24 protein-coding genes and 1 riboswitch are annotated in these 24,076 nt (G+C 67.9%); of the genes, 15 read left to right on the top strand and 9 right to left on the bottom strand.

Annotated elements, in window-relative coordinates; genetic code table 11:
- Nucleotides 1-115: 115 nt before the first annotated feature.
- The 3 genes from hemC to CK625_RS11595 all read left to right on the top strand — a co-directional run bounded on the left by hemC (nt 116) and on the right by CK625_RS11595 (nt 3,868).
- Entirely contained in the window at nt 116-1,078 is a 963-nt protein-coding gene (gene hemC / locus CK625_RS11605; RefSeq protein WP_095540501.1) for a hydroxymethylbilane synthase, read from the top strand.
- 343 nt (nt 1,079-1,421) lie between these two features.
- Nucleotides 1,422-1,556, top strand: a riboswitch (TPP riboswitch).
- 109 nt (nt 1,557-1,665) lie between these two features.
- Complete coding sequence (gene thiC, locus CK625_RS11600) at nt 1,666-3,555, top strand: phosphomethylpyrimidine synthase ThiC (protein WP_095540487.1); 1,890 nt, start codon at nt 1,666-1,668, stop codon at nt 3,553-3,555.
- A 61-nt stretch (nt 3,556-3,616) separates the two neighbouring features.
- Nucleotides 3,617-3,868, top strand: a complete 252-nt coding sequence (locus CK625_RS11595; RefSeq protein WP_095540486.1) for a hypothetical protein — start codon at nt 3,617-3,619, stop codon at nt 3,866-3,868.
- A 100-nt stretch (nt 3,869-3,968) separates the two neighbouring features.
- Here CK625_RS11595 and CK625_RS14225 read toward each other — a convergent pair whose 3' ends face one another.
- Nucleotides 3,969-4,652, bottom strand: a complete 684-nt coding sequence (locus tag CK625_RS14225; protein ID WP_275250573.1) for a hypothetical protein — start codon at nt 4,650-4,652, stop codon at nt 3,969-3,971.
- Nucleotides 4,653-4,684: 32 nt separating this feature from the next.
- Between CK625_RS14225 and CK625_RS13945 the strand changes: the two genes are divergently transcribed.
- The 3 genes from CK625_RS13945 (at nt 4,685) to CK625_RS11580 (ending at nt 7,333) form a co-directional block, all read left to right on the top strand.
- A complete protein-coding gene (locus tag CK625_RS13945) occupies nt 4,685-6,202 on the top strand; it encodes a hypothetical protein (protein WP_095557229.1) in 1,518 nt (505 codons plus the stop codon).
- A gap of 487 nt (nt 6,203-6,689) precedes the next feature.
- Nucleotides 6,690-6,947, top strand: coding sequence for an antitoxin (locus tag CK625_RS11585; protein ID WP_095540485.1), 258 nt, complete (start codon nt 6,690-6,692; stop codon nt 6,945-6,947).
- Nucleotides 6,944-7,333, top strand: a complete 390-nt coding sequence (locus CK625_RS11580) for a type II toxin-antitoxin system VapC family toxin (protein WP_095540484.1) — start codon at nt 6,944-6,946, stop codon at nt 7,331-7,333. The genes CK625_RS11585 and CK625_RS11580 overlap by 4 nt, the downstream gene beginning before the upstream one ends.
- Nucleotides 7,334-7,391: 58 nt before the next feature.
- Here the strand turns inward: CK625_RS11580 and CK625_RS11575 are convergent, their stop codons facing one another.
- Nucleotides 7,392-7,709, bottom strand: coding sequence for a hypothetical protein (locus tag CK625_RS11575; protein WP_143326269.1), 318 nt, complete (start codon nt 7,707-7,709; stop codon nt 7,392-7,394).
- Nucleotides 7,710-7,847: 138 nt separating this feature from the next.
- Between CK625_RS11575 and CK625_RS11570 the strand changes: the two genes are divergently transcribed.
- Nucleotides 7,848-9,026 carry a trypsin-like peptidase domain-containing protein gene (locus CK625_RS11570; RefSeq protein ID WP_095540482.1) on the top strand — a complete coding sequence of 393 codons (1,179 nt, stop codon included), beginning with the start codon at nt 7,848-7,850 and terminating at the stop codon, nt 9,024-9,026.
- A 307-nt stretch (nt 9,027-9,333) separates the two neighbouring features.
- On the opposite strand, the gene tatC is transcribed toward CK625_RS11570, so the two are convergent.
- From tatC to CK625_RS11540, 6 genes are all read right to left on the bottom strand, one after another.
- Nucleotides 9,334-10,110, bottom strand: a complete 777-nt coding sequence (gene tatC, locus CK625_RS11565; RefSeq protein ID WP_095540481.1) for a twin-arginine translocase subunit TatC — start codon at nt 10,108-10,110, stop codon at nt 9,334-9,336.
- A 93-nt stretch (nt 10,111-10,203) separates the two neighbouring features.
- Nucleotides 10,204-10,782: a Sec-independent protein translocase protein TatB gene (tatB, locus tag CK625_RS11560; RefSeq protein WP_095540480.1), complete on the bottom strand. Its 579-nt coding sequence runs from the start codon at nt 10,780-10,782 to the stop codon at nt 10,204-10,206.
- A 105-nt stretch (nt 10,783-10,887) separates the two neighbouring features.
- Nucleotides 10,888-11,139 carry a Sec-independent protein translocase subunit TatA gene (gene tatA, locus CK625_RS11555; RefSeq protein WP_095540479.1) on the bottom strand — a complete coding sequence of 84 codons (252 nt, stop codon included), beginning with the start codon at nt 11,137-11,139 and terminating at the stop codon, nt 10,888-10,890.
- A 262-nt stretch (nt 11,140-11,401) separates the two neighbouring features.
- Entirely contained in the window at nt 11,402-11,782 is a 381-nt protein-coding gene (locus CK625_RS11550) for a histidine triad nucleotide-binding protein (RefSeq protein WP_095540478.1), read from the bottom strand.
- 32 nt (nt 11,783-11,814) lie between these two features.
- Complete coding sequence (locus tag CK625_RS11545; protein ID WP_095540477.1) at nt 11,815-12,858, bottom strand: patatin-like phospholipase family protein; 1,044 nt, start codon at nt 12,856-12,858, stop codon at nt 11,815-11,817.
- A 32-nt stretch (nt 12,859-12,890) separates the two neighbouring features.
- The gene (locus tag CK625_RS11540) at nt 12,891-13,301 is read right to left on the bottom strand and encodes a DUF4870 family protein (RefSeq protein WP_095540476.1); all 411 of its coding nucleotides are present in this window, start codon (nt 13,299-13,301) and stop codon (nt 12,891-12,893) included.
- A gap of 165 nt (nt 13,302-13,466) precedes the next feature.
- On the opposite strand from CK625_RS11540, the gene ribBA reads away from it, so the two are divergent.
- From ribBA to argA, 8 genes are all read left to right on the top strand, one after another.
- On the top strand, nt 13,467-14,588 hold the full coding sequence (gene ribBA, locus CK625_RS11535; RefSeq protein WP_095540475.1) for a bifunctional 3,4-dihydroxy-2-butanone-4-phosphate synthase/GTP cyclohydrolase II: 1,122 nt from the start codon (nt 13,467-13,469) through the stop codon (nt 14,586-14,588).
- Between the two features lie 3 nt (nt 14,589-14,591).
- Nucleotides 14,592-15,074 carry a 6,7-dimethyl-8-ribityllumazine synthase gene (gene ribH, locus CK625_RS11530; RefSeq protein WP_095540474.1) on the top strand — a complete coding sequence of 161 codons (483 nt, stop codon included), beginning with the start codon at nt 14,592-14,594 and terminating at the stop codon, nt 15,072-15,074.
- Nucleotides 15,071-15,544 carry a transcription antitermination factor NusB gene (nusB, locus tag CK625_RS11525; protein ID WP_095540473.1) on the top strand — a complete coding sequence of 158 codons (474 nt, stop codon included), beginning with the start codon at nt 15,071-15,073 and terminating at the stop codon, nt 15,542-15,544. The genes ribH and nusB overlap by 4 nt, the downstream gene beginning before the upstream one ends.
- A 39-nt stretch (nt 15,545-15,583) precedes the next feature.
- Nucleotides 15,584-16,501 carry a DMT family transporter gene (locus CK625_RS11520; RefSeq protein ID WP_095540472.1) on the top strand — a complete coding sequence of 306 codons (918 nt, stop codon included), beginning with the start codon at nt 15,584-15,586 and terminating at the stop codon, nt 16,499-16,501.
- Between the two features lie 302 nt (nt 16,502-16,803).
- Entirely contained in the window at nt 16,804-17,037 is a 234-nt protein-coding gene (locus CK625_RS11515; protein ID WP_095556810.1) for a hypothetical protein, read from the top strand.
- Nucleotides 17,038-17,103: 66 nt separating this feature from the next.
- Nucleotides 17,104-19,113: an AAA family ATPase gene (locus tag CK625_RS11510; RefSeq protein WP_095540470.1), complete on the top strand. Its 2,010-nt coding sequence runs from the start codon at nt 17,104-17,106 to the stop codon at nt 19,111-19,113.
- 208 nt (nt 19,114-19,321) lie between these two features.
- A complete protein-coding gene (locus CK625_RS11505; protein WP_095540469.1) occupies nt 19,322-21,301 on the top strand; it encodes a hypothetical protein in 1,980 nt (659 codons plus the stop codon).
- A gap of 147 nt (nt 21,302-21,448) precedes the next feature.
- On the top strand, nt 21,449-22,795 hold the full coding sequence (gene argA / locus CK625_RS11500; protein WP_095540468.1) for an amino-acid N-acetyltransferase: 1,347 nt from the start codon (nt 21,449-21,451) through the stop codon (nt 22,793-22,795).
- 85 nt (nt 22,796-22,880) lie between these two features.
- On the opposite strand, the gene CK625_RS11495 is transcribed toward argA, so the two are convergent.
- Nucleotides 22,881-23,960: a quinone-dependent dihydroorotate dehydrogenase gene (locus CK625_RS11495; RefSeq protein ID WP_095540467.1), complete on the bottom strand. Its 1,080-nt coding sequence runs from the start codon at nt 23,958-23,960 to the stop codon at nt 22,881-22,883.
- Between the last annotated feature and the right edge of the window lie 116 nt (nt 23,961-24,076).

The following is a 24,076-nucleotide window of genomic DNA, read 5'->3' as shown; positions in this document are numbered from 1 at the left end:
GGCGCGCTACCATAGCCGCCGCCCGCGCGCTGAGCGCCTGCTCAAAGTGAGCCTGTTCAAAGCGCCACTGCAGCGCCAGGCAAAGGCTTTCGACGGCCACGCACTCACTCCCCTCATGAACGCATCCCCCCGCCCCCCCGCCGCCTGCATCATTGCCACGCGCGAAAGCCGCCTGGCGCTCTGGCAAGCCCAGCACATCCAGCAACGCCTGCAGGCCCAGGGGCTGCAGGCCACGCTGCTGGGCATGACCACCCGTGGCGACCAAATCCTTGACCGCAGCCTGAGCAAGGTCGGCGGCAAAGGCCTGTTCGTCAAGGAGCTGGAAGCCGCGCTGGCCGATGGCCGCGCGCACCTGGCCGTGCACTCGCTCAAAGATGTGCCCATGGAGCTGCCCGCCGGCTTCGCGCTGGCCTGCGTGCCCGAGCGCGGCAATCCGTACGACGCCTTCGTCTCCAACCACTACGCGCGGCTGGAAGATTTGCCCGAAGGCGCCGTGGTCGGCACCTCCAGCCTGCGCCGCCAGGTGCTGCTGCAGCACCTGCGCCCGGATCTGCGCATCGAGCCGCTGCGCGGCAACCTGGACACGCGCCTGCGCAAGCTCGACGAAGGCCAGTTCAGCGCCATCGTGCTGGCCGCCGCCGGGCTGGAGCGCCTGCAGCTGGCCGGGCGCATCCGCATGCAGTTCACGCCCGAGCAAATGCTGCCCGCCGCCGGCCAGGGCGCACTGGGCATCGAAGTGCTGGCCACCCAGCCGCACACGTCCCAGGCCCAGCCCCTGGCCCAGCAACTGCAGGCCGCCTTGCAGGCCTTGTCGCACCTGCCCACCTGGTTGGCCACTGCCGCCGAGCGCGCCGTCAGCCGCGCGCTGGGCGGCAGCTGCTCCGTGCCGCTGGCGGCCCATGCTGTTTGGGCCGACGCACCAGACACACTGTGGCTGCGCGCCGCCTGGGGCGACCCGCAAGGCCAGCGCCCCCTGGTGCAGGTGCAGGCCAGCGCGGCCATTACCACGCTGGCCCAGGCCCAGGCGCTGGGCGAGCAGGTGGCGCAGCTGCTGCGCCAGGCCGGGGCCCAGGTTTAAGAAGCTGCCTTTGGCGCGGTTTCGATTTTCATGAAGACAGCTCCTGCAAGCGCCGCCTGTTCTCGTCACGCCCGCGAAGGCGGGCGTCCAGTCGCAACGCGCTGACAGACGTCGCTGCCGTTTGCCAATCCCCTCTCGTGCACAAGAGTGGCGCTGGATGCCCGCCTTCGCGGGCATAACGGGAGCGAGCTGCGAAATTGCGATGCCAGTCAGCGGCCAGGCCTTGGAGTTGTCAACGTTCGAGCAGAGCACGCTCTAAAAGCACGGCCTTGAAAGCACGCCTTGGGCAGCCTGCTGCGGGATTGACCGGAGGCCCGGGCGGCAGCGCCAGCGGTATGATGCGCGCCGCACTCCGGGGTGCGCGCCTTGGGAGTCGGCTCTGAACACCGGCCCCAAAGGCGCGCTGAGATGGCCCAGCGCCGAACCCGTCAACTTGATCCGGTTAGTACCGGCGTAAGGATGAGCTGGCAGCCGCCAATGCGGCCCATGCAGCGCAGGCCCTTGGAATCGCTTCCTGGGGCCTGGCAGCCGCAGCGGGCCGGGCCTCCGGGGTGAAGAAGCGACTTTCCCCCTGATTGCGAGGCCCCATGAACGCACCTGAAAAACTCTCTTCCCTCAAGCAGTTGCTGGCGCTCACGCGCGAGCCGCTGCCTGCCTCCAGCAAAGCCTATCTGCAAGGCTCGCGCCCAGACATCCGCGTGCCCGTGCGCGACATCCAACTGACCAACGGCGCGCAGGCCAGCGTGTACGACACCAGCGGCCCCTACACCGACCCGCAGGCGCAAATCGACGTGCGCCGTGGCCTGCCCGCGCTGCGCCAGGCGTGGATCGAGGAGCGCGGCGACACCGAAACCTACGCCGGCCGCCTGGCCCACATCCTGGACGATGGCGGCAAGCACGAAGGGCGCGATGCCGAGCGCATCGCCCAACTGCGGCGCGAAGCGGCCGGGCTGCAACGCCAGCCGCGCCGCGCCAAGGCTGGGGCCAACGTCACGCAAATGCACTACGCGCGCCAAGGCATCATCACGCCGGAGATGGAATACATCGCCCTGCGCGAGAACGGCCGCATGCAGTGGCTGCGCGAGCACCTGGGCGATGCCGCGCGCGAGGCGCGCCGCCGGGGCAACCCGATGGGCGCGGTGATCCCCGATGTCATCACGCCCGAGTTCGTGCGCGACGAAGTGGCGCGCGGGCGCGCCATCATCCCGGCCAACATCAACCACCCGGAGATCGAGCCGATGATCATCGGCCGCAACTTCCGCGTGAAGATCAACGCCAACATCGGCAACTCGGCCGTGACCAGCAGCATTGAGGAAGAAGTGGAAAAGCTCGTCTGGTCCATCCGCTGGGGCGGCGACACGGTGATGGACTTGTCCACCGGCAAGAACATCCACACCACGCGCGACTGGATCATCCGCAACAGCCCCGTGCCCATCGGCACCGTGCCCATTTACCAGGCGCTGGAAAAAGTGGGCGGCATCGCCGAAGACCTGACCTGGGAAATCTTCCGCGACACGCTGATCGAGCAGGCCGAGCAGGGCGTGGACTACTTCACCATCCACGCCGGCGTGCGCCTGCCCTTCATCCACCTCACCGCCAACCGGGTGACGGGCATCGTCAGCCGCGGCGGCTCCATCATGGCCAAGTGGTGCATTGCGCACCACAAGGAGAGCTTCCTCTACACCCACTTCGAGGAAATCTGCGAAATCATGAAGGCGTATGACGTCAGCTTCAGCCTGGGCGACGGCCTGCGCCCCGGCTGCGCATCGGACGCCAACGACGAAGCCCAGTTCGCCGAGCTGCGCACCCTGGGCGAGCTGACGCAAATCGCCTGGAAGCACGACGTGCAAACCATGATCGAAGGCCCCGGCCACGTGCCCATGCACATGATCCAGGAGAACATGACCGAGCAGCTCAAACACTGCCACGAAGCGCCGTTCTACACCCTGGGGCCGCTGACCATCGACATCGCCCCCGGCTACGACCACATCGCCAGCGCCATCGGCGCGGCCATGATCGGCTGGATGGGCACGGCCATGCTGTGCTACGTCACGCCCAAGGAACACTTGGGCCTGCCCGACCGCGATGATGTGAAGCAAGGCATCATCGCCTACAAAATCGCCGCCCACGCCGCCGACGTGGCCAAAGGCCACCCGGCCGCCCGCGCGCGCGACGACGCCATCAGCAAGGCGCGCTTCGAATTCCGCTGGGAAGACCAGTTCAACCTCGGCCTGGACCCGGACACCGCGCGCGAATTCCACGACGAAACCCTGCCCAAGGACAGCAGCAAAACCGCGCACTTTTGCAGCATGTGCGGCCCCAAGTTCTGCTCCATGAAGATCACGCAGGAAGTGCGCGACTTCGCCGCCGCCAAGGGCTTGAGCGAGCAAGAGGCGCTCAAGGCCGGCATGGATGAAAAATCCAAAGAATTCGCCGCCGGCGGCGGGGAGGTCTATATCCCGATCCAGAAGGCTTGAGCGGGGCTTGGGCGGGCCATGATCAGGCCTTGATCGAACCTACTGGCAAAGCCGCGCCCGCATGGTCATCCTCGCCACCACCCGCCAGGGCTTTGAATCGCTGCGCGCCCTGATCGACACCGGAGCGCATCCGGTGTGGGTCGGCGCCAGCGTGCTCACGGCAGGCGAAATCCAGTCCTGGCGCGCGCGGGGGCTGGATTTGACCGTCTTCGGCCACGACATCGACCCGCGCCACCGCAGCCAACTGGCCGCCGCGCTGGACACCGTGGCCGAGCACCACCCTGGCGAAGTGGTCTGGATCAATGCCCGGTGAATGACAGCGCCCATCGCGGCACAAGCCAGGAAAGCTCGGCTTGCAAAGGCGAAACCTTGCCTCTGCACACGGCGTGCCGCCCAAAGCCGTGCAGGCAAGGTCAGTGCCGTGGCGTCAGAGCCTGCGCAAAGTCTCGGCGCGAGCGGGCAAAAAGTGGCTTGGGATGGGCCGCAAGGCGCAAAACGCAGCAGGCCGCCCAAATCCACTTTCTTGCCAGCCGTGCAGAGACTTTGAACAGGCTCTCAGAGTAATCCCCAAGTGGCTGTGCGCACCGCCGACGCTGACAATGGGCGTTGCCGGCCGAACGCCGCTTTTTTGATCTTTGAGGGAGTGACCATGCATACACCGCCTGTTGCACCACTGGGCGAGACTCAGGCAAGCCAACCATCCACCCGCCCAGCCCCCTGGCACGCCAGCCACCGACGCTTGCATGCTCTGGCGGCGCTGTTCGCCTCTGCGGCCATGACGGCTTGTGGCGGTGGTGGGGACGATGAGCCAACGCCAGCGCCCACTCCCGCCCCAGCGCCTGCGCCAACCCCCGCGCCAGTACCCACTCCAGGGCCGACGCCGACACCTGCCCCGGCGCCTGCGCCGACACCGGCGCCAACACCTGCCCCGACACCGGCGCCCACTCCAGCGCCAACGCCTGCGCCGGCACCAACGCCGCCTGCACCTGCACCTGCACCTGCACCTGCACCAGCTCCTGCACCAGCTCCTGCACCAGCTCCTGCTCCTGCTCCTGCTCCTGCTCCTGCTCCTGCTCCTGCTCCTGCTCCAGCGCCAACGCCCGCGGCCAACCCATGGCGCGCCAGCCAGATGTATGCCCCGGGCGAGGTTCTGGGCGATAACCTGCGGGCGCGCCCCGTGCGGCCTGGCGGGGTCGGCGTGGCGGTGGACAACGACAACAACGCCCTGATGCTGGCAGTCAAGCCGCTGCCGCTGCGCGGCCAGACGCCCGTTGCAGGCGAGGCGCAATCGGCCATCCACGTCGTGCGCGGCAAGGTCGACGCGACAGGCCAGGTCAGCTGGGGGCCCTCTCAAGTCCTGGGCAGCAGCACCCTGCCCACGCACGAAGTGCACATTCACGAGCGCGCCGCCTATACCCGCGTGGCCATGTCGCCTGCCAACGGCCATGCGGCCGTGGCGTGGGTCAGCGGCGATGCGTGCAGCGCCACGGCCTACGACAAGGCGCCCAACCGGTGCTACTACCTGTACCTGTCGCAATACGACCCCGCCACCAGCACCTGGAGCGCGCCGCAGGTGGTAACCGACATGCCGCTCAAGGCCGATGTCCGGGCCGCCTACTTGACCGACCCCGTGCAGCTGCGCGTGGACAACGCCGGCAACGTGGCCATCATGCACACCTACTGGATGCAGCGCCGCGGCACCCCGCCCCTGCTTGACCCCACTGTGGCGCACACCGCCGTGAGCTGGCGCCTGGCCAGCGCCCCCGTCTGGCGGCGCCACATCTTTGCCGAGCACAGCAGAGAGACCTTCAACGTGCGCGCCAGCTTTGACCTGGACAACAACGGCAACATGGTCTGGGCCGGCACCGTGCCGCGCGACAGCAAGCACAGCCAGGTCGTGGTGGCGCGCGGCACGCTCAGTGCAGGCTTTGGCGCGGCGCAGCGCATCGACACGGCGGGCCCCTCGGCCAGCGCCCTGCTGGGCCGCGTGCGCGTGCACCGCGGTCTGGCGGCGGTGGACTGGGCGCAGTCCGTCTCGGACGGCCCTGTGTACCGCTTCGACCGCCACCTGGCCGTCTCCAGCGCCGCTGGCCAGCCCTGGCAGGCCAGCCAGGTCAGGCAGCAGATCTATGGCAAAACCGACTCCGACATCCAAAGCAGCTTCCGCCGCGACGCCCTCTATCTGCTGGGCATCACCAACGCGGGCGAAGTGCTGGCCTACGACTTCATCCGCTACAAGGACCACGACCTGAGCAGCTTCAGCAACGCCTGCGGGTTGTACGTGCGCACACCCGACGGCGCCATCAACCGCAAGGACCTGCCCGAGCCGCTGTGCAGCGCCACGCGGCTGTCCAGCCTCGAGCGGCGCGTCATCAACCGGCGCGGCGACGTGCTGTACCTGAGGGAAGACGGTTTGTGGCGCCACTACAGCGCCGCCACCCACAGCCTCGTCAGCAGCGAAGACCGGACGCTGACCGGCAGCCGCAACCTGCTGGGCCCCACGCTGGTGTATGACGTGCAGGCGGCGCTGAACAACAACGGCGGCGCAGCCGCCATCTACTGGACGCTCTACAGCGAGCTGCCCACCGACGCCAACGACCAGGGCGCGGAAAACGGCAGGCGCAACCTCTGGGGCTTCATCCGCTGACAGCCTCTGCCCCAAGGCCCGGCATGGGCCGAAAAGTGCGGCTCTGGGGCGAGACCCCAGCAAAAAGACGCAGCCATGGCCTCAGGGCGATGGCTGCGTTTTGTGCCTTGGGGCCTCTGCCGGCAACATCCTTGCGTCAAGCTTTTGAACAAGCTAGAGCGTGTTCTGCTCGAACGTTGACAAATCCAAAACCTGGGCGCTGACTGGCATCGCCATCTCGCAAGCGGCTCTCGTCATGCCCGCGAAGGCGGGCATCCAGCGCCGCCCTTGCGCGCGAGCAGGAGGATTGGCCAACGGCAGCGTCGCTCCTGTCAGCACCGCAACTGGACACCCGCCTTCGCGGGTGTGACGAGAACAAGCGGCGCTTGCAGGAAGTGTCTTCATCAGAATCGAAACCGCTCTAAGACAGCACGCTGGCTGGCGCATGGCTTGCCCAGAAAGCCGTATGTACAATGCACACATCGCGCATAACACAAGGAGTTGCCCCATGTCCACCGCCACCACCACCCGCCAGTTCAAGAACGGCAACTCGCTGGCCGTGCGCATTCCCGCGGGCATGGGCTTTGCGCCCGACAACGTGGAGCTGCTGATCGAGCGCGTGGGCGATGAACTGCGCATCCGGCCCAAGGGGCAAAAGCTGGACGGGCTGGCCGAGCTGTTCGCCGCCCTGGCGCCCGATGACGGCGTGTGGGAGCGGGAAACCGGCGGTGCGTACACGGAGCGTGACTGGGGCGGCGCCCCATGATCCGCTACCTGCTGGATACCAACATCTGCATCTACCTGGCCTTGGGGCAGCCGCCCCAGGTCATTCGGCGGCTCAATGCCTGCTACTCCAGCGAGGTTGCCATCAGCAGCATCACGCTGGCCGAGCTGGAACACGGCGCGCTCAAATACCAGCGCATGGCGCAGTTGGAGATCATCCTGCAGCGCCTGCAAGTGCTGTCCTTCGACGCCCAGGCAGCCAGGGCCTTTGCCCAGATCGCCATGCACAGCACGCGCCAGCGCAACGACATGGACAAACTCATCGCCGCCCACGCCCTGTCGCTTGATGCCACGCTGGTCACCAACAATGAGGCCAATTTCGCAGGCTATCCGGTGCGCATCGAGAACTGGGCTGAGCCTGCTGCCTGAAAAAAGCCTGAAAGCCTGAACAGGAGGGGTGGGATAGCTCGCCTTGGCGCTGCGACACTCACTGGCGCTGCAGCGCCTGGCCGCAGGGGCCTGGCTCTATGGCCAGGACGCGGCCTTGCGGCACGCAGACCCAGCAGGCATTGCTGTAGGTCTGCCGGTAGCGGCGCCCGTTGTGCTCGATGCTGGCGCAAACGGGGTCGTACTGCTCGGTGCAGGCGTGTGCGCAAGGCCCCTGGATGGGGTGCTGCGGCGATGCGGGTGGTGCCACCACCACCGCAGCGCCAGCAGCCGGGGGCGAAGCGCCCGGCCCTGGGCTGCTGCAGGCGGCCATGGCCAAGCCAAGGGCCAGCAAACAGGGATGCCATGAACGAAACATGCGGCGCTCCTTTCTCTGAACCTGTTCAAAACCCACCGGGGGCTTTGCCTCTCGCGCGGGCCAGCGGTGCTGTGGATCGCGCTATGCTGCGGCCTGTTTTCAGGCCCGCCCCACAGGCATTGCATCCATTGTCTCCCCATGCGTCGCTACTGGCTTTTCTTCTCGCAAACCGTCACGGTCATGCTGGCCGGGTATTTCATCGTCGCCACGCTCAGGCCGCAATGGCTGGCTGATGCGCCGGCCACCGCAGCACCTGCCGCCCAGGGCAGGCTGGCCGCCCCCGCTGCCCCTGCCCCTGCGCCCGGCGCGGCTCTGGGGCCGACCCCGGCCGAGGCAGGCAGCCTGCGCCAGGCCGCGCAGCGCGCCGCGCCTTCGGTGGTCAGCATCGACACCCGCACCACGGTGCACCATCCCTACGCCAATGATCCGTTCTTCCGCTACTTTTTCGGCGAGGTGCCCAACAGCTCGCGCAGCGGGCTGGGCAGCGGCGTGATCGTCAGCGCCGATGGCCATTTGCTCACCAACCACCACGTGGTCGAGGGGGCAGACACGATTTCCGTTACGCTGCACGATGGCCGCGAGTTCAGCGCCCAGGTCATCGGCAGCGACCCCGACTCCGACCTGGCCGTGCTCAAGATCCAGGCCAGCGGCCTGCCCGCCATCCGCATGGGCAATGCCAACGCCATGGCCATTGGCGATACGGTGCTGGCCATTGGCAATCCGTTCGGCGTGGGGCAAACCGTCACCAGCGGCATCATCAGCGCCCTGGGCCGCAACCACCTGGGGCTGAACATCTTCGAGAATTTCATCCAGACCGACGCGGCCATCAACCCGGGAAACTCCGGCGGGGCGCTGGTCAACACCGCTGGCGAGCTGGTGGGCATCAACACGGTGATCTTTTCCAAGTCCGGCGGCAACATGGGCATTGGCTTTGCCATCCCGACCGACTCGGCGCAGTTCGTGCTCGACAGCGTGCTGCGCAACGGGCGCGTGGTGCGCGGCTGGCTGGGCCTGGTCTCTGACCCGCTGACGCCAGAGCTGGCCCAGGCCACGGGCGCGCGCAGCAGCAGCGGCGTCATCGTCACGGGCGTGCTGCAGCACAGCCCCGCGGCGCAGGCGGGCATCCGCCCGGGCGATGTCATCACCGCCGTGGGCGATCGGCCGGTGCACGATGTGCCGCAGCTGCTGGCCAGCGTGGCCATGCTCAAGCCGCAGGTGCCCACGCACCTGACGGTCGAGCGCGCCGGCCAGGCGCAGCGCATCAGCGTCACCCCCAGCGAGCGCCCGGCCACCACGCGCCAGCAGCGCCGCCGCTAGCGCGGTTTCGATTTTGATGAAGACATTTCCTGCAAGCGCCGCTGGTTCTCGTCACACCCGCGAAGGCGGGTGTCCAGTTGCGGCGCTGACAGGGCGACGTTGACGGGGCGGCGCTGCCGTTGGCCAATCCCCTCTCGTGCGCAAGGGGGCGCTAGATGCCCGCCTTCGCGGGCATGGCGAGAGCCACCTGCGAGATGGCGATGCCAGTCAGCGGTCAGGTCTTGGATTTGTCAACGTTCGAGCAGCACACGCTCCAAGCGCTGCTGCAGAGCGCATGGCGCGGCGATGAGGCGTGTAGCCGGCTGACTCAGCCCTGCTCGCCCGAATCGGCGCTGGGCCGCACGAACCAGCGCGAGGCCCAGATGCCAACCTCATAGAGCAAACACATGGGCACGGCCAGGGTGACCTGCGACAGCACATCCGGCGGCGTGACGATGGCTGCGATGACGAAGGCCAGCACCGCGAAATAGCCCCGGAAGGAGCGCAGCTTGGCCACGGTCACCAGCTCGAAGCGCACCAGCAGCAAAACGACGATGGGCACCTGAAAGGCCAGCGCAAAGGCGATGTACAGCGAGAGGATGACGCTGACGTAGGAGGCCACGTCGGGCGTGGCGGCCACGCTTTCGGGCGAGAAGCGCTGGATGAAGCCGAACATCTTGTCCAGCACGAACCACTGCACGAAGGCAATGCCCACATAGGCCAGCACGCTGCCCATCAGGATCAGCGGCAGCGCAAAGCGTTTTTCGTGGCTGTACAGGCCCGGGGCCACGAATGCCCAGGCCTGGTAGACCAGCCAGGGCAGGGTCAGCAGCACCGCCGTCATGAACAGCACCTTCAGCGGCACGAGAAACGGCGTCAGCACCCCGACGGCGATGAGCTTGGCATCGGGCGGCATGTGCGCCCGGATGGGCATGGCGATCCAGTCGATCAGGGTGCTGGGGCCGGGCCAGGCCAGCAGCAGGCCTATGGCGACCGCCAGGCCCAGGATGCAGTAGATCAGGCGATTGCGCAGTTCCATCAGGTGCTGGACAAAGGGCTGCTCGGTGCCTGCGAGTTCGTCGTGGTCGTGGGATGGGGATGCCATGGGGGAAAGAGACGCCGCCGCCGCAGCATGGCCATGGCGCACGGCCTGCTGCGGGCGGCTCTGTCGGTCAGGGGGAATTAGGGCCTGTGCGCACTATGGAAGGATTTGCTGCCGCCGGGCTGACCTGCTGGGCTGGCCTGCCGCGCCGGCATGGCCGCGCGCGGCGCTGGAGCGCAGGCTGCGGCGCACCTGCTGGCGCGCCTTGTACCACTGCGGCACGGCCTGGCGGCGCAGGCGCCAGTTCTTGCGCGCCACGGGAGCCGACACCGGCGCCACGGCCGTGACGAAGGCGCGCTTGCTGGCGTCCTCCAGCCCGTCGTCCTCGGGCGCGGCGCTGGCGGCCTCGTCCTGCTGCATCGAGCCCTCCTCCCAGGATTGCATGTCCTGCAAGTCCTTCGAGAGGGTATCGACCTCCTTTTGGAAGTCGCTGGCGTGCGTGCGCACCGAATGCTCCAAGTCGCGCGCGGCCTCTTCCACGCTGGTCTTGACCTTGCGCAGCTCATCGAGCTCCATGGCCTGGTTGACCTCGCGCTTGACCTCGTTGACGTAGCGCTGCGCCTTGCCCAGCAAGGCGCCGACCGTGCGCGCCACGCGCGGCAGGCGCTCAGGGCCGATGACGATCAGCGCGACCACGCCGATCATCACCATCTTGGAAATACCCAGATCAAACATGCTGTGCCGTCATGGTCGCCGCCGCAGATCCACACAAGGCAGCGCCCTGGGGCATCAAGGCCCAGGGCGCGCGCATGGGCAGGCTATGCGGCAGGCCCGGTGCTTTCAGCTCTTTTCCTTGGCCGAGACCTCGATGGTCTCGCGGGCCACCGGGTGCTGGCTCTGGTCCTGCACCTGCTGGGCGCCGGCGACCGTGCCATTGGCCGGCGCATCCTGCCCGCCTTCACGCATGCCTTCCTTGAAGCCCTTGACGGCCCCGCCCAGGTCGCTGCCGATGTTGCGCAGCTTCTTGGTGCCAAAGACCAGCACTACCACCAGCAACACCACCAGCCAATGCCAAATGGAAAAACTGCCCATGTCGTTTCCTTTCATTCATGAGGTTCATGCGTGCGTGGCAGGCAGCGCTTGCCGCGCCTGCCGCCGCTGTGCCGTGGCCACTGTCTTGCCCTCGCCACGGCATAGCCGGCCATTGTATGCCGCCCATGCCAGGGCCATTGCCGCCACGGGGCATGCATCGCCCTGCAGCCCTGTGTGCGCAGCGCCGAACCTGCGGCCCTCGGCCCTGAGCCAAGCTCGCCGGCCTTGCCTGAGCCTGTTCAGGGCGCTTACTTCAGGGCGCTTACTTGCGCCAGGGGCGCGGCCCGCCCATGACGTGCACGTGCAGGTGGTGCACCTCCTGCCCGCCCTCCTCGCCGGTGTTGATGACCACGCGAAAGCCCCCTTGCGGATAGGGATTGCAGCCGCGCTGCAAGGCCAGCTCGGGCGCCTTGGCCAGTATCTTGCCCAGCAGCGGGGCGTCAGCCGGCCCGGCATGGGCCAGCGAAGGCAGGTGGCGCTTGGGGATGATGAGAAAGTGCACCGGCGCGGCCGGGTTGATGTCGTCGAAGGCAAGAAGCTCCTCGTCCTCGTAGAGCTTTTGCGCGGGGATTTGCCCGGCTGCGATCTTGCAGAAGATGCAGTCCGGCGCGTGGCCCTGGTGGGCATCGGGGGTGGGGGGCATGGGCGCTGTCCTGATGGGAGGTGATGAAAAATTCACAAAGTGGCGCGCACGCCAACGTCGGCATAGTGCTGTTGCAGCCACTGCTGGGCGGCCGTGCGGCCCAGGGCGAACAAATCCTGCAAAAAGCGGATGTCGGCGCGCAGCTTGCTGTCGCTGCCAAAGGGTTCGAGCAGCGCGCCGCCATCAATGCGGTGCATGCGCATGGCCTTGTAGCGGCCGGGCTCAAGTCGGCCTTCATCCAGCAGGCGTCGCACGAACTCGATGGCGCGCAGCTCGGCCAGCAGACTGGCGTTGAAGGTGACTTCGTTGATGCGCTCCTGAATCTCGGTCATGGTTCGGGGCACTGCATTGGTTTCAATGGGGTTGATCTGCACCAGCAGCACGTCGTCGGCCTGGGCATGGTAGATCAGCGGATAAATGGCCGGATTGCCCGAATAGCCGCCATCCCAGTAATGCTCGCCATCGATTTCCACGGCGTTGAACAGCTGCGGCAGGCAGGCCGAGGCCATCAACGCATCCAGGCTGACTTGCTCGCCTTCGAATACCTTGCTGCGCCCGGTGCGCACATTGGTTGCGCCAATGAACAACTGCGGCACCAGACCTTGGCCCTGATGACGCAGGATGGCCTCGAAATCAATCAGCCGGCGCAGCAGCGTGCGCAGCGGGTTGATGTCCATCGGGTTGGTCTGCGCCGGCGAGAGCGGCGGCACCATCAACGGCTTGAGCCAGGGCATCCACTGCGCGGCCATGTTCGGCGGCGAGGCGTTGAGAAACACCCCCAGCGTGCCCACGGCCTCCCAGAAAGTGCGCAACGCCTGGCGCGCCAGCTCACAGCCGCGCGCATGGGCCTGGCGCGCATCGGTCAGGCCCAGCTCGGCGGCCTGGGCAAAGCCTGCGGCCAGCACGGTGGCATTCATGGCCCCGGCGCTGGTGCCGCTGATGCCGTCGAAGCGGCAATTGCCCGCTTCCAGCAGCGCGTCGAGCACGCCCCAGGTAAAAGCCCCGTGCGAGCCTCCGCCCTGCAGGGCCAGGTTGAACACTTTGATGGATCGGTCTTTTTTGGGCACAGGCGTCATGGCGCAGCGTCCGTGAAAAATTTGGTCTGCGCTCAGGCAGTGATGGCCCGGTTCTGGTTCATGGCCACCATGCCGCGCACGATGCGCACCAAGAACCACAGCGAGACGAAGAACCACGCCACCAGGCCCGGGATGTAGAGCAACAGGAACAGCGGCCAAGTCAGCACATACCAGAACAGCGACCAGCCCACGCTGCGGATGCGCCACTCGAAGTGGCTTTGCTGCCAGCTGCCCTGCGCGTCCGGGCTCTTGACCACATCCAGGATCAGCGCCAGCAACAGCAGCAGCAGGCTGGGCTGCAACCCCGGCAGCACGGCGCAAATGGCCACCGCCAGGTGCATGCCATAGCTGATCCAGCCCAGCAGCTTGAGGTCGCTCAGCTCCTTGGCATCCAGCTGGCGCGCCTGCACCTCGATCACTTCATTGTCATTGGCGTTCTGCATGGCCCGGCTCCTGAAAACAAAACGCCAGGCGCTCACCGCGCCTCGCGCGCCGGCTATTGTGCCGCATCCCGGCCGCCGCGCCTGCTGCCGATACAATCGGGGGCTTTTTTCCGCCCCCCTGAACACTCTGGCTGCGTCAGGGTGCCAGACAGCCGTTCTTTTGCCATGTCCAGTGCCGCCCCCGCCCCCATTTCCCCCATTGAGGACATCATCGCCGACATCCGCGCCGGCAAGATGGTGGTGCTCATCGACGAGGAAGACCGCGAAAACGAAGGCGACCTGGTGCTGGCCGCCGAGCACGTCAGCGCTGAGGCCATCAACTTCATGGCCCGCCACGCGCGCGGCCTGGTGTGCCTGACGCTCACGCGCGAGCGCTGCGCGCTGCTGAACCTGCCGCCCATGGCCAAGCGCAATGGCACGCAGTTCGACACCGCCTTCACCGTCTCGATCGAGGCGGCCGAGGGCGTGACCACCGGCATCTCCGCGGCCGACCGCGCCCGCACCATCGCCGTGGCCGTGGCCCCCAACGCCCAGGCCAGCGACCTGGTGCAGCCCGGCCACATCTTCCCGGTGCAGGCCGTGGACGGCGGCGTGCTGGTGCGCGCCGGCCACACCGAGGCCGGCTGCGACCTGGCGCGGCTGGCCGGCCTGATGCCCGCCAGCGTGATCTGCGAAATCATGAAGGACGACGGCACCATGGCGCGCCTGCCCGACCTGCAGCTCTTTGCCGCCGAGCATGGGCTGAAGATCGGCACCATCGCCGACCTGATCCAATACCGCAGCAGCAACGAATCGCTGATCGAGCGCGTCAGCTCCCGCCCGCTGGTGACGCACTGGGGCGAATTCACCGTGCACGCCTACCAGGATCGGCTCGATCGCGCGCTGCACCTGGCGCTGGTCAAGGGCAGCTGGGACGAGCAGGAGGAAATCGCCGTGCGCGTGCACGAGCCGCTGTCCGTGCTGGACGTGCTCGACGCCCAGCGCGGCCTGCACTCCTGGAGCCTGGACGCCAGCCTGCGCTACATCCAGCAGCAGGGCAAGGGCGCGATGGTGCTGCTCAACTGCGGCGAGAGCGGCGCGCAGCTGCTCGATCAGCTCGAAGGCCGCGCCCAGCCCAGCCACGCCCCGGCGCGCGGCCGCATGGACTTGCGCACCTACGGCATCGGCGCGCAAATCCTGCGCCACCTGGGCGTGGGCCGCATGCGCCTGATGGGCCAGCCGCGGCGCCTGCCCAGCATCGCCGCAGGCTACAAACTCGAAATCACCGGATTCATCAACAAGGACTGACCCATGCTCGGTGCCAACAAAGGCCAAGGCGCTGCCGCATTGCTAGACGGCAGCCAGCTGCGCATTGCCATCGTGCAGGCGCGCTTCAACGAAGACATCACCCAGGCGCTGTTCGACGCCGCCCATGCCGAGCTGCTCGCGCTGGGTGTGGCCGCCGAGGACATCACCCACCTGCGCGTGCCCGGCGCGCTGGAAGTGCCCGTGGCGCTGCAAGCCCTGGCCGAGACGGACGGCTACGACGCCATGATCGCGCTGGGCTGCATCATCCGCGGCGAGACCTACCACTTCGAGCTGGTGGCCAACGAATCGGGCGCCGGCGTCACGCGCGTGGGCCTGGATTACGGCATCCCCATCGCCAACGCCATCCTGACCGTGGAGAACACGGCCCAGGCTGTGGCGCGGCAGACGGAAAAAGGCGCAGATGCCGCACGCACCGCCGTCGAAATGGCCAACCTGATTGGCCTGGTCGCCATGGGGGACGAATGAGCCCCGCTGCCCAGCCCCCCACCCCCAGCAGCAAGAAAAGCGCCCGCAGCCGCGCGCGCGAATTTGCCCTGCAGGCTCTGTACCAACGCCTGGTGGGCAAGAACGAGGCGCGCGAAATCGACCAGTTCACGCGCGGCCTCAGCGGCTTTCACAAGGCCGACTCGGCGCTGTACGACGCCCTGCTCCACGGCTGCATCGAGCAGGCCGCCGCGCTGGACGCCACCATCGCCCCGGTGCTGGACCGCCCGCTGGGCGAGCTCTCGCCCATCGAGCACGCCATCATGTGGATGGGCGTGTACGAATTCCAGCACGCGCCGGACGTGCCCTGGAAAGTCGTCATCAACGAATACGTGGAACTGGCCAAGGCCTTTGGCGGCACCGATGGCCACAAATACGTCAACGCCGTGCTGCACGCGCTGGCTGCCCAGCTGCGCCCGCTGGAGCTGGGCCAGCAGCCGCAGCAACGCTGACACAGGCGTGCGGTCGGCTCTCCCGCTGCACCTGTTCCCATGCCTGTGCTGCCCCCAGCCCCAGCGCCCAGCGCCGGCCAGCCCTGCCGGCCCGCCTGGTTTTCGCGCCAGGAGCTGGCGCTGATCCTCATCACCATGGTCTGGGGCACGACCTTCGTCGTCGTGCATGCGGCCATGCGCCACAGCGGGCCAATGTTCTTCGTCGGCCTGCGCTTTGTCACCGCCGCCTTGCTGGGCGCGCTGGTCTTCTGGCGCGCCATGCGCGGCCTGACGCGCCAGGAGCTGCTCGCCGGCAGCGCCATCGGCGCCAGCATCTTCATCGGCTACGGCCTGCAGACCTATGGCCTGCAAACCATCAGCAGCAGCCAATCGGCCTTCATCACCGCCATGTATGTGCCGCTGGTGCCGCTGCTGCAATGGCTGGTGCTGCGCCGCCCGCCCCATGCCATGAGCCTGCTGGGCGTGGCCTTTGCCTTCACCGGGCTGGTGCTGCTGGCCGGGCCCGAGGCTGGCCTGGGCCTGCAGATGGAGGCGGGAGAGTGGGCCACCCTGCTGGGCGCGCTGGGCATTGCGGGTGAAGTCATCCTGATCGGCTTTTTTGCCGGCAAGGTGGACGTGCGGCGCGTGACCGTGGTGCAGCTGCTGGCAGCCGGGCTGCTGGCCTGGCTGGCCATGCCGCTGGCGGGCGAGGCCGTGCCGGCCTTCTCCTGGGTCTGGCTGCTGGCAGCCGTCGGCATGGCCTGCTCCAGCATCGTCATCCAGCTGGTCATGAACTGGGCGCAGAAAACCGTCTCGCCCACGCGCGCCACGCTGATCTACGCGGGCGAGCCCGTCTGGGGCGGCGTGGCCGGGCGCATCGCCGGCGACCGCCTGCCGCCGCTGGCCATTGCCGGCGCGGTGCTGATCGTCATCGGCGTGCTGGTCAGCGAATGGCGCCCGCGCCGGCGGCGGCCGTAGCGCGTGTAAGGCAACTTTGCGCCCCCGCTGCTGCGCAAAAGCAACAGCCGCCCTGCCTTCCCCGGCCCCGCCGGCCCCCTCAGCGCCAGCAGCCCTTGCCCTGCTGGCACAGGGCTTGGCACAATGCGCGCCTTCTTGAGCCCCCGCCCCCCTCATCCACAAGAGCTGCCCCATGCTCTGTTCGCCTCTTCACTGACTCGTGCGCTCCACACCGCCCTGGCTGGATGCGCACCGCCGCACCCAGCCGGGGCAAACCCTGGCAGGTTCTTCTGTCCAGGGTTTTCGACTTTCTGGAGCAGCACATGCGTGCCAACCCCACTGCGGGCGCCAGCCGCGCCCAAACATCCCGCCCGACGCGGCACACCTTGCCTGCAGCCAGCCTGCCGGTGCGCAACCCCTATGCCCGGGCCCTGGCCGCCAAGGCCAGCACAGGCGCTGGCGGCAAGCACATGCGCAGCCAGGGCGCCCAGCGCCGGGCCGAGCGCATGGCCTTGCAGCGCAGCATCCGCACACGCGACTGGGCCAGCGCCGAGTAACGTCCTCGCCCCAAAAACCAAACATTGCGGCCAGGCGGCGGCGCTCTGGCCTGCCTCTTCACGCCCATGACATCGCAGACCAAGCCACACAAAGGCAACGACACAGACAAAGCCAGCGCGGCACGGCAAGACGCAGCGGCCCTGCCCGCCGCAGAAGACGCCGAGCGCCAGCAGCTGATGCAGCGCATGGCCGCGCGCAGCCACGCTTTGCAGCAGGCCGCCCAGCAGCTCAAGCAGGAGCTGTTTGGCATCGACGCCATCATCGACCGCGTGATCGACACCATCCGCGCCTGGTACGTCATGCCCGAGCTGATCCAGCGCCCGGTGATCGTCTGCCTGTGGGGGCTGACCGGCACGGGCAAAACCCAGCTCACGCGCTCGCTGGCGCGCAAGCTGGGCTTCTACGACCGCTTCGTGGAAGTGCAGATGGACGGCTTCTCCCACGGCACCAGCAGCTGGCACGGCGCTGGCAGCATCTCGCGCATTCTGGAGAGCTCGGGCATCGACGAGGGCGAGCCGGGCATTCTGGTGCTGGACGAATTCCAGCGCTACCGCACCCTCAACGAGCAACGCCAGGAAGTCGAAGTGCAGCGCTATCAGGATGTCTGGGCCCTGCTCTCGGACGGGCGTCTGCCGCCCTCGGTCTCCTTCCTGGGCGAGCTGGAATCGACCCTGGCCGAAGCGCGCTACGACGAGCAGCAGCGCAGCCCCGGCGAGCGCCGCGCGCAGGCCAAGAAGCCGCTGCGCGTGAGCGCCTACGAGGCCCAGTCGCTCAAGCGCGCGCTCAAGCTCAAGGAGCCGCTGCTGGAGATCATGGCCTGGCCGCCCGAGCGCGTCGAGCAGGAGCTGGCGCGCGTGCGCGGCAGCGAGCAAAGCTGGGAGACGGACTACAGCCGCCTGCTGATCTTCGTCTGCGGCAACCTGGACGAAATGTACGAATCGCTGGCGCGGCGCGTGGAGGACTGCGACACCGACGCCGACGTGTTCCACAGCCACAGCCTGCGGCTCTCGCTCATCGACGTCAAACGCGCGCTGGCGCGGCGCTTCAAGCCCGAGCAGGTCGCGCGCCTGGGCAATCAGCACCTGATCTACCCCTCGCTCAACCGCGCCGCCTACACGCGCATCATCGACGAGCACTGCGCGCAGTACACCGAGCAAATGCAGCGCAGCACCGGGCTGCACTTTGTCATCACGCCCGAGGTGCGCCGCGAGATTTACGCCAACGGCGTCTTCCCCGCCCAGGGCACGCGGCCGCTGTTCTCCACCCTGCATGCCGTGCTGGGCACGCCGCTGGTCAATGCCGCCGTCTGGGCCCTGGGCCTGGGCGCGCCCGCGGGCAGCACCGTCGAGGTGCGGCTGGGCGCGGACGGCCAAAGCCTGTGCGCGCACGCGCAGGGCCAGCAGCTGCACTGCCCCGTGGCCTTTGAAGTGCGCACGCTGCGCCAGCGCACGCTCAGCGACTTTCGCGCCCTGCTGGCCGTGCACGAGGCCGGCCACGGCCTGGTGCATGCGCTGCTGTTTGGCAGCGCGCCGCAGGAAATCCGCATCAACGTCGCCAGCTTCGAGGGCGGCTACGCCATGTTCAGCGACCTGCAATCGTGGTCGCGCAGCAACTGGCTGGACCGCATCGCCGTCTGCCTGGCCGGGCGCGCGGCCGAGGGCGTGGTCTTCGGCGCCGATGCTTGCTCCAGCGGCGCCGAGCAGGACATCCAGCACGCCACCGAATACGCCAGCCGCTTCGTGCGCTTTCTCGGCTATGGCGAGCGCCTGGCGCGCACCGATGTGACCAGCGAAACGAACGAGCACCTCAACACCGACGTGCAGCCCAGCAACCTGGCCATTGAAGCCATCCTGCAGACGCAGATGCAGCGCAGCACGGCGCTCATCACCGCGCACCGCCAAAAGCTGCTGGCCCTGGTGGACGAGCTGATGCGCCACGGCGAGCTCGGCCGCCAGCGCCTGGCCGAGCTGCTGGGCGTGCCCATGGCCCCGCAGGACCCGATGGTGCTGACCGACTACGCCCAGCGCCTGCAAGCCTTTGCCCAGCGCGACCGGGCGCACACGCCCAACTCTTGAGGCGGCACAGGCAAGGCCTGCACGAATCACCGCGCGCCGTGTTCGGCTGCCGATGCGCGCAGACCATCCATGGCGGCGCAGCAACAGCGCCAGGCCGCCAGATCGGGCGCAAAATGCACAACACGCTCTATGATGCGCCTCGCAAGGCCTCTGGCGCGCCCCGCGCCAGAGGCTGCAATACAAGACAAGAGCCCAAGGAGTGAGGAACATGGTCAGCACTTTCGTGCCACCGCCGATCGAAGCCGCCGACGCCGAACAGCGCGCCCTGCTGGAGCGCAAGCTGCACGCCGTCCAGGCCCTGTGCGCCCAGGCGCCGCAGAACGCCGAGCTGCACTGGCAGCGCGCCTGCCTGCTGCAGCAGCTGGGCCGGCTCGAGGCACTGCGCGAGGCGCTGCAGGCCACGCTCAAGCACCGGCCCGACCACGTACAGGCCGCGCTGCTGCAGGTGCGCGTGGGCCAGCGCGGCGATCGGCTGGACATCGACACCAGCGCCCTGGACGCGGCCGAGGCCGCAGCCTTGCAAGAGCGCCAGCAAGAGCTCGACCGCCATGTGGCGCGTCGCAACGAGGCGCTGCTGCGCCGCCTGCGCGCCCTGGAGCCCGACAACGCCGACGTGCTGGCGCTGCTGGCCCAGACCCTGGCGCAGCAGCCCGCGCCGCCAGCGGAAAAACTGCGCGAGGCCCAGCTGCTGCTCGAGCGCGCCATCGCCCTCGCGCCTGATCGCATCGACCTGCTCAAGCAGCGCGCGCACCGCCTGCGCCAGCTGGCCCTGCTCGAGCCGGCCCAGGCCGCGCAGCTGCCGCCCGAGCAAGTGGTGCGCACCTCGCACGGGCACTACTATGAGCGCGCAGGCCTGGAACACGCCTGCGCCGACTGGCAGCGCTGCCTGGCGCTGAGCGAGCAGCCCAGCATCGCCACCCGCGTGGGCATGTGCCTGCACGAGCTGGGCCAGTTCGAGCAGGCCGTGGCCACTTACGAGCGCGTGCTGGCGCTGATGGACCCGCGCCACCCCGGCTACGCCCACGTGCAAAAGCTGCTCCGCCGCTCGCAGGAAGGCGGCTGCGGCGGCAGCAGCGAAGCCTGCTCCTGCGAGGGCATGAGCACGGCGTTGGCCGACAGCCTGGACGAAGGCCCCCACAGCCAGGCTCAACAGGCCCAGCCCGCCCCGGCGGCGGCCCAGGCCAGCGCCGCCCAGGCCGAGCTGGCGGAAGACACAAACGCAGCGCACTACGCCAGTACAGCCACCAGCACAGCCAACGCGGCCGGTGCAGTCAGCGCCCCGGCGCAGCCGCAGCCAGACGCGCCCCAGCAAACGGTCGTGCAACACGTTCAACTGCCCAGCGCGGAGAAGGGGAAAAAACGCCGCAGCAGCCTCAGGCGCAAGCAGACCGCGCCCGCCAGCCAGGGCGCGGCCAGCGCCGAGGCCGGCGACGCCCGCACGCAGCAGGCCATCTCCATCGCCCAGCTGTTCCTCAACGAAGCCTACAAGGGCGCCTGCGGCCTGCGCACCGTGCAAGCTGGCGACTACCCGGCCGGGCAGCGCCGCCTGATCGACAAGATCGGCGCGGCCCTGAGCGCCGCCGGCCTGCGCCACCTGGCCGATGCCGAGGCCAACGGCCTGTCCAAGCTGCTCGGCCAGCGCACCCTGGTGCGCATCTACACCGACGCGCGCGGCGAGACCGGCGTGGCCGCCTTCGTCGTCAAGCCCCAATGGCCGGGCCTGCTGGGCTTTGCGCTGCAGGCCCTGCGCGGGCAATGGAAGACCCAGGCCATGCTCACCTGCGAAACCCTGCTCGAATCGGGCAGCGTCATCATCACGCAGTGGGAAAGCCCCTCGCCCTTCCAGTACGAGCCGCCGGTCTATCTGGAGCGCCTGCCGGCCCGCACGCCAGTGCAGCAAGTGCTGCAGCGCCACCAGCAAAAGATTGCCGCGCACATGCTGATGCACCCCGAGGACGCCATCGTCTGCGCGCAAGACCTGCCCGCCGTCGAGGCCCGCTGGCAGCGCAGCCAGCACATCCGCCGCACCCAGCGCAAGGCCGTGGGCTACGCCACGCAGGCCGAGCTCAGGCAGGTGCTGGGCCCCAAGCACTACCTGTCCATGGCCGCCAGCGTGCGCCTGCAATTGCAACGCCTGGCGCGCGACTACGAGGCCGGCTGGGACAGCGCGCCGCAGACGCAGCTGTAACAGCCTGCCCTTTCAGGCCATCCAGGCCTTGGAGAGGCGCCGTGCATTGCTGCGCCATGGGCGCCATCCTCAGCGCGATGGTGCGCAAACTGCACCACAATGGCGGCCCCATTGATTTACCAGTGCCGCCACCACGCTGCTCGCCCCATGTCCAACGTCTTCAACTTCACCTTCGTTCCCTGGTTCCGCTCGGTCGCGCCCTACATCCACAAGTTCCGGCACCAGACCTTCGTCGTCGGCATCTGCGGCGAGGCCATTGCCGCGGGCAAGCTGCAGAACCTGGTGCAGGACCTGGCGCTGGTGCACAGCATGGGGGTGAAGATCGTGCTGGTGCATGGCTTTCGCCCACAGGTCAACGAGCAGTTGCTGGCCAAGGGCCACCAGCCGCAGTACTACAAGGGCCATCGCATCACCGATCCGGTAACGCTGGACTGCGCGCAGGAAGCGGCCGGGCAGCTGCGCTTTGAGATCGAGGCCTGTTTCAGCCAGGGCCTGCCCAATACGCCGATGGCCGGCTCCAAGGTGCGCGTGATCTCGGGCAACTTCATCACCGCGCGGCCCATGGGCATTTTGGACGGGGTGGATTTCCAGCACACGGGCAAGGTGCGCAAGGTCGATGCCGACGGCATCCGCCACGCGCTGGAGATGGACTCCATCGTGCTGCTCTCGCCATTTGGCTCCTCGCCCACGGGCGAGGCCTTCAACCTGGGCATGGAGGAGGTGGCCAGCTCCATCGCCATCGCGCTCAAGGCCGACAAGCTGCTGTACGTCTGCGAGCTGCCGGGCATCCGCCAGCAGCCCGATCAGCCGCCGGCCGAGGACAACCCCATCGTCACCGAGATGACGCTGGCCGATGCGCGCGCGCTGTTGCAGCGCTCGCCCCAGGCCGAGCTGCCCACGGACACGGGCTTTTACCTCAGCTACTGCATCAAGGCCTGCGAGGGCGGCGTCGAGCGCAGCCACATCATCCCCTATGCGGTCGACGGCTCAATGCTGCTGGAGATCTACGTGCACGACGGCATCGGCACCATGGTGGTGGACGAGCGCCTGGAGGAAGTGCGCCAGGCCACGGCCGACGACGTGGCCGGCATCCTGCAGCTGATCGAGCCTTTCGAGAACGACGGCACGCTGGTCAAACGCAGCCGCACCGACATCGAGCGCGACATCAACAACTACACCATCGTCGAGCACGACGGCGTGATCTTCGGCTGCGCCGCGCTCTACCCCTACCCCGAGGAGCGCACCGGCGAAATGGCCTCGGTCACCGTCTCGCCGCACGCCCAGGGCCAGGGCGATGGCGAGAAGCTGCTCAAGCGCATCGAGCAGCGCGCCCGGGCGCAGGGGCTCAAAAGCATCTTCGTGCTGACCACGCGCACCATGCACTGGTTCATCAAGCGTGGCTTCGAGACGGTGGACCCGGACTGGCTGCCGCAGGCGCGCAAGGAAAAGTACAACTGGAGCCGCAAAAGCCGCGTGCTGGTCAAGCATTTGTGATGCGCCCAGGCGGCGCGGCGGCCAAGCCCGCTGCGCCTGCAGGCCGCAGGCCTGCGCCTTTGGGCTTTGAACAGGCAGCTCTGCGTCAGGACTCTGCCTGGGGTTGGCGCGCGTGGTAGTCCTTGAGGGCCTGGGCCACCTGCGGCACCAGCGCCGGGCCCTGGTAGATCAGGCCGCTGTAGATCTGCACCAGATCGGCCCCGGCCTTGACTTTCTCCAGGGCGTCCTCGGCGTCCATGATGCCGCCCACGCCAATGATGGGCACCTGCGGGCCCAGCGCCTGGCGCAGCTGGGCGATCACCGCCGTGCTGGCCTGGCGCACCGGTGCGCCGCTGACGCCGCCGACCTCGCTGCCGTGGGTGAAGGCCTGCACCTCGTCGTGGTTGACGGTGGTGTTGGTGGCGATCAAGCCATCGACCTGGTGGCGCTGCACGATGGCGGCAATCAGGGCCACCTGCTCCTCGCTCAAATCCGGCGCGATCTTCAGGAACATGGGCTTGTGCGGCTGCGCCTGCTTGAGCTGCTCGCGCCGCTCGGTCAGCGCGTGCAGCAGCGCATCGAGCGAGGCGTTGGATTGCAGATCGCGCAGATTCTTGGTGTTGGGCGAGCTGATGTTGATGGTGACGTAGTCCGCATGGGGGTAGACCGCCTCCAGGCAGGCCAGGTAATCATCGGCGGCGCGCTCGATCGGCGTGGCCGCGTTCTTGCCGATGTTCAGCCCCAGGCGCAGCGCCGGCTGGCCTTCAGGCTGCACCTGGCGGCGCACCACCGAGCGCTGCACGTTACGCAAAAACGCCTCCAGCCCCTGGTTGTTGAAGCCCATGCGGTTGATGATGGCACCAGCCTCGCGCACGCGGAACATGCGCGGCTTGGAATTGCCCTTTTGCGCCAGCGGCGTGACGGTGCCGACCTCGACAAAGCCAAAGCCCATGGCCGCCAGGCCGTCGATGCAGCGCGCGTTCTTGTCCAGCCCGGCCGCCAGCCCCACGCGGTTGGGGAACTCCAGCCCGGCAACGGTGACCGGATCGAGCACGGCCCTCTGGGCATACAGGCGCCGCAACAGCGGGCGCGACTGGGTTTTCTTGATCCAGTCCAGGGCGAAGTCATGGGCTTTTTCTGCATCCAGCGCAAACAGAAAAGGCCGAATCAGCGGGTACAAATCCATGGCGGCGAGTGTAAATGAAGGCAGAGGCGACTTTGCCTCTGGGCACGTACAGGACATCCCCAGGCAAGGGCCGCCAGGCGGCCGGCAAAAAGTGATAATGCGCCCCCGCGCACGGC

This window comes from Vandammella animalimorsus (genome assembly GCF_002285265.1).
GTDB lineage: Bacteria > Pseudomonadota > Gammaproteobacteria > Burkholderiales > Burkholderiaceae_C > Lampropedia.
The sequence above is the reverse complement of the archived record's forward strand: the minus strand, read 5'-3'. Positions and strand labels throughout refer to the sequence as shown.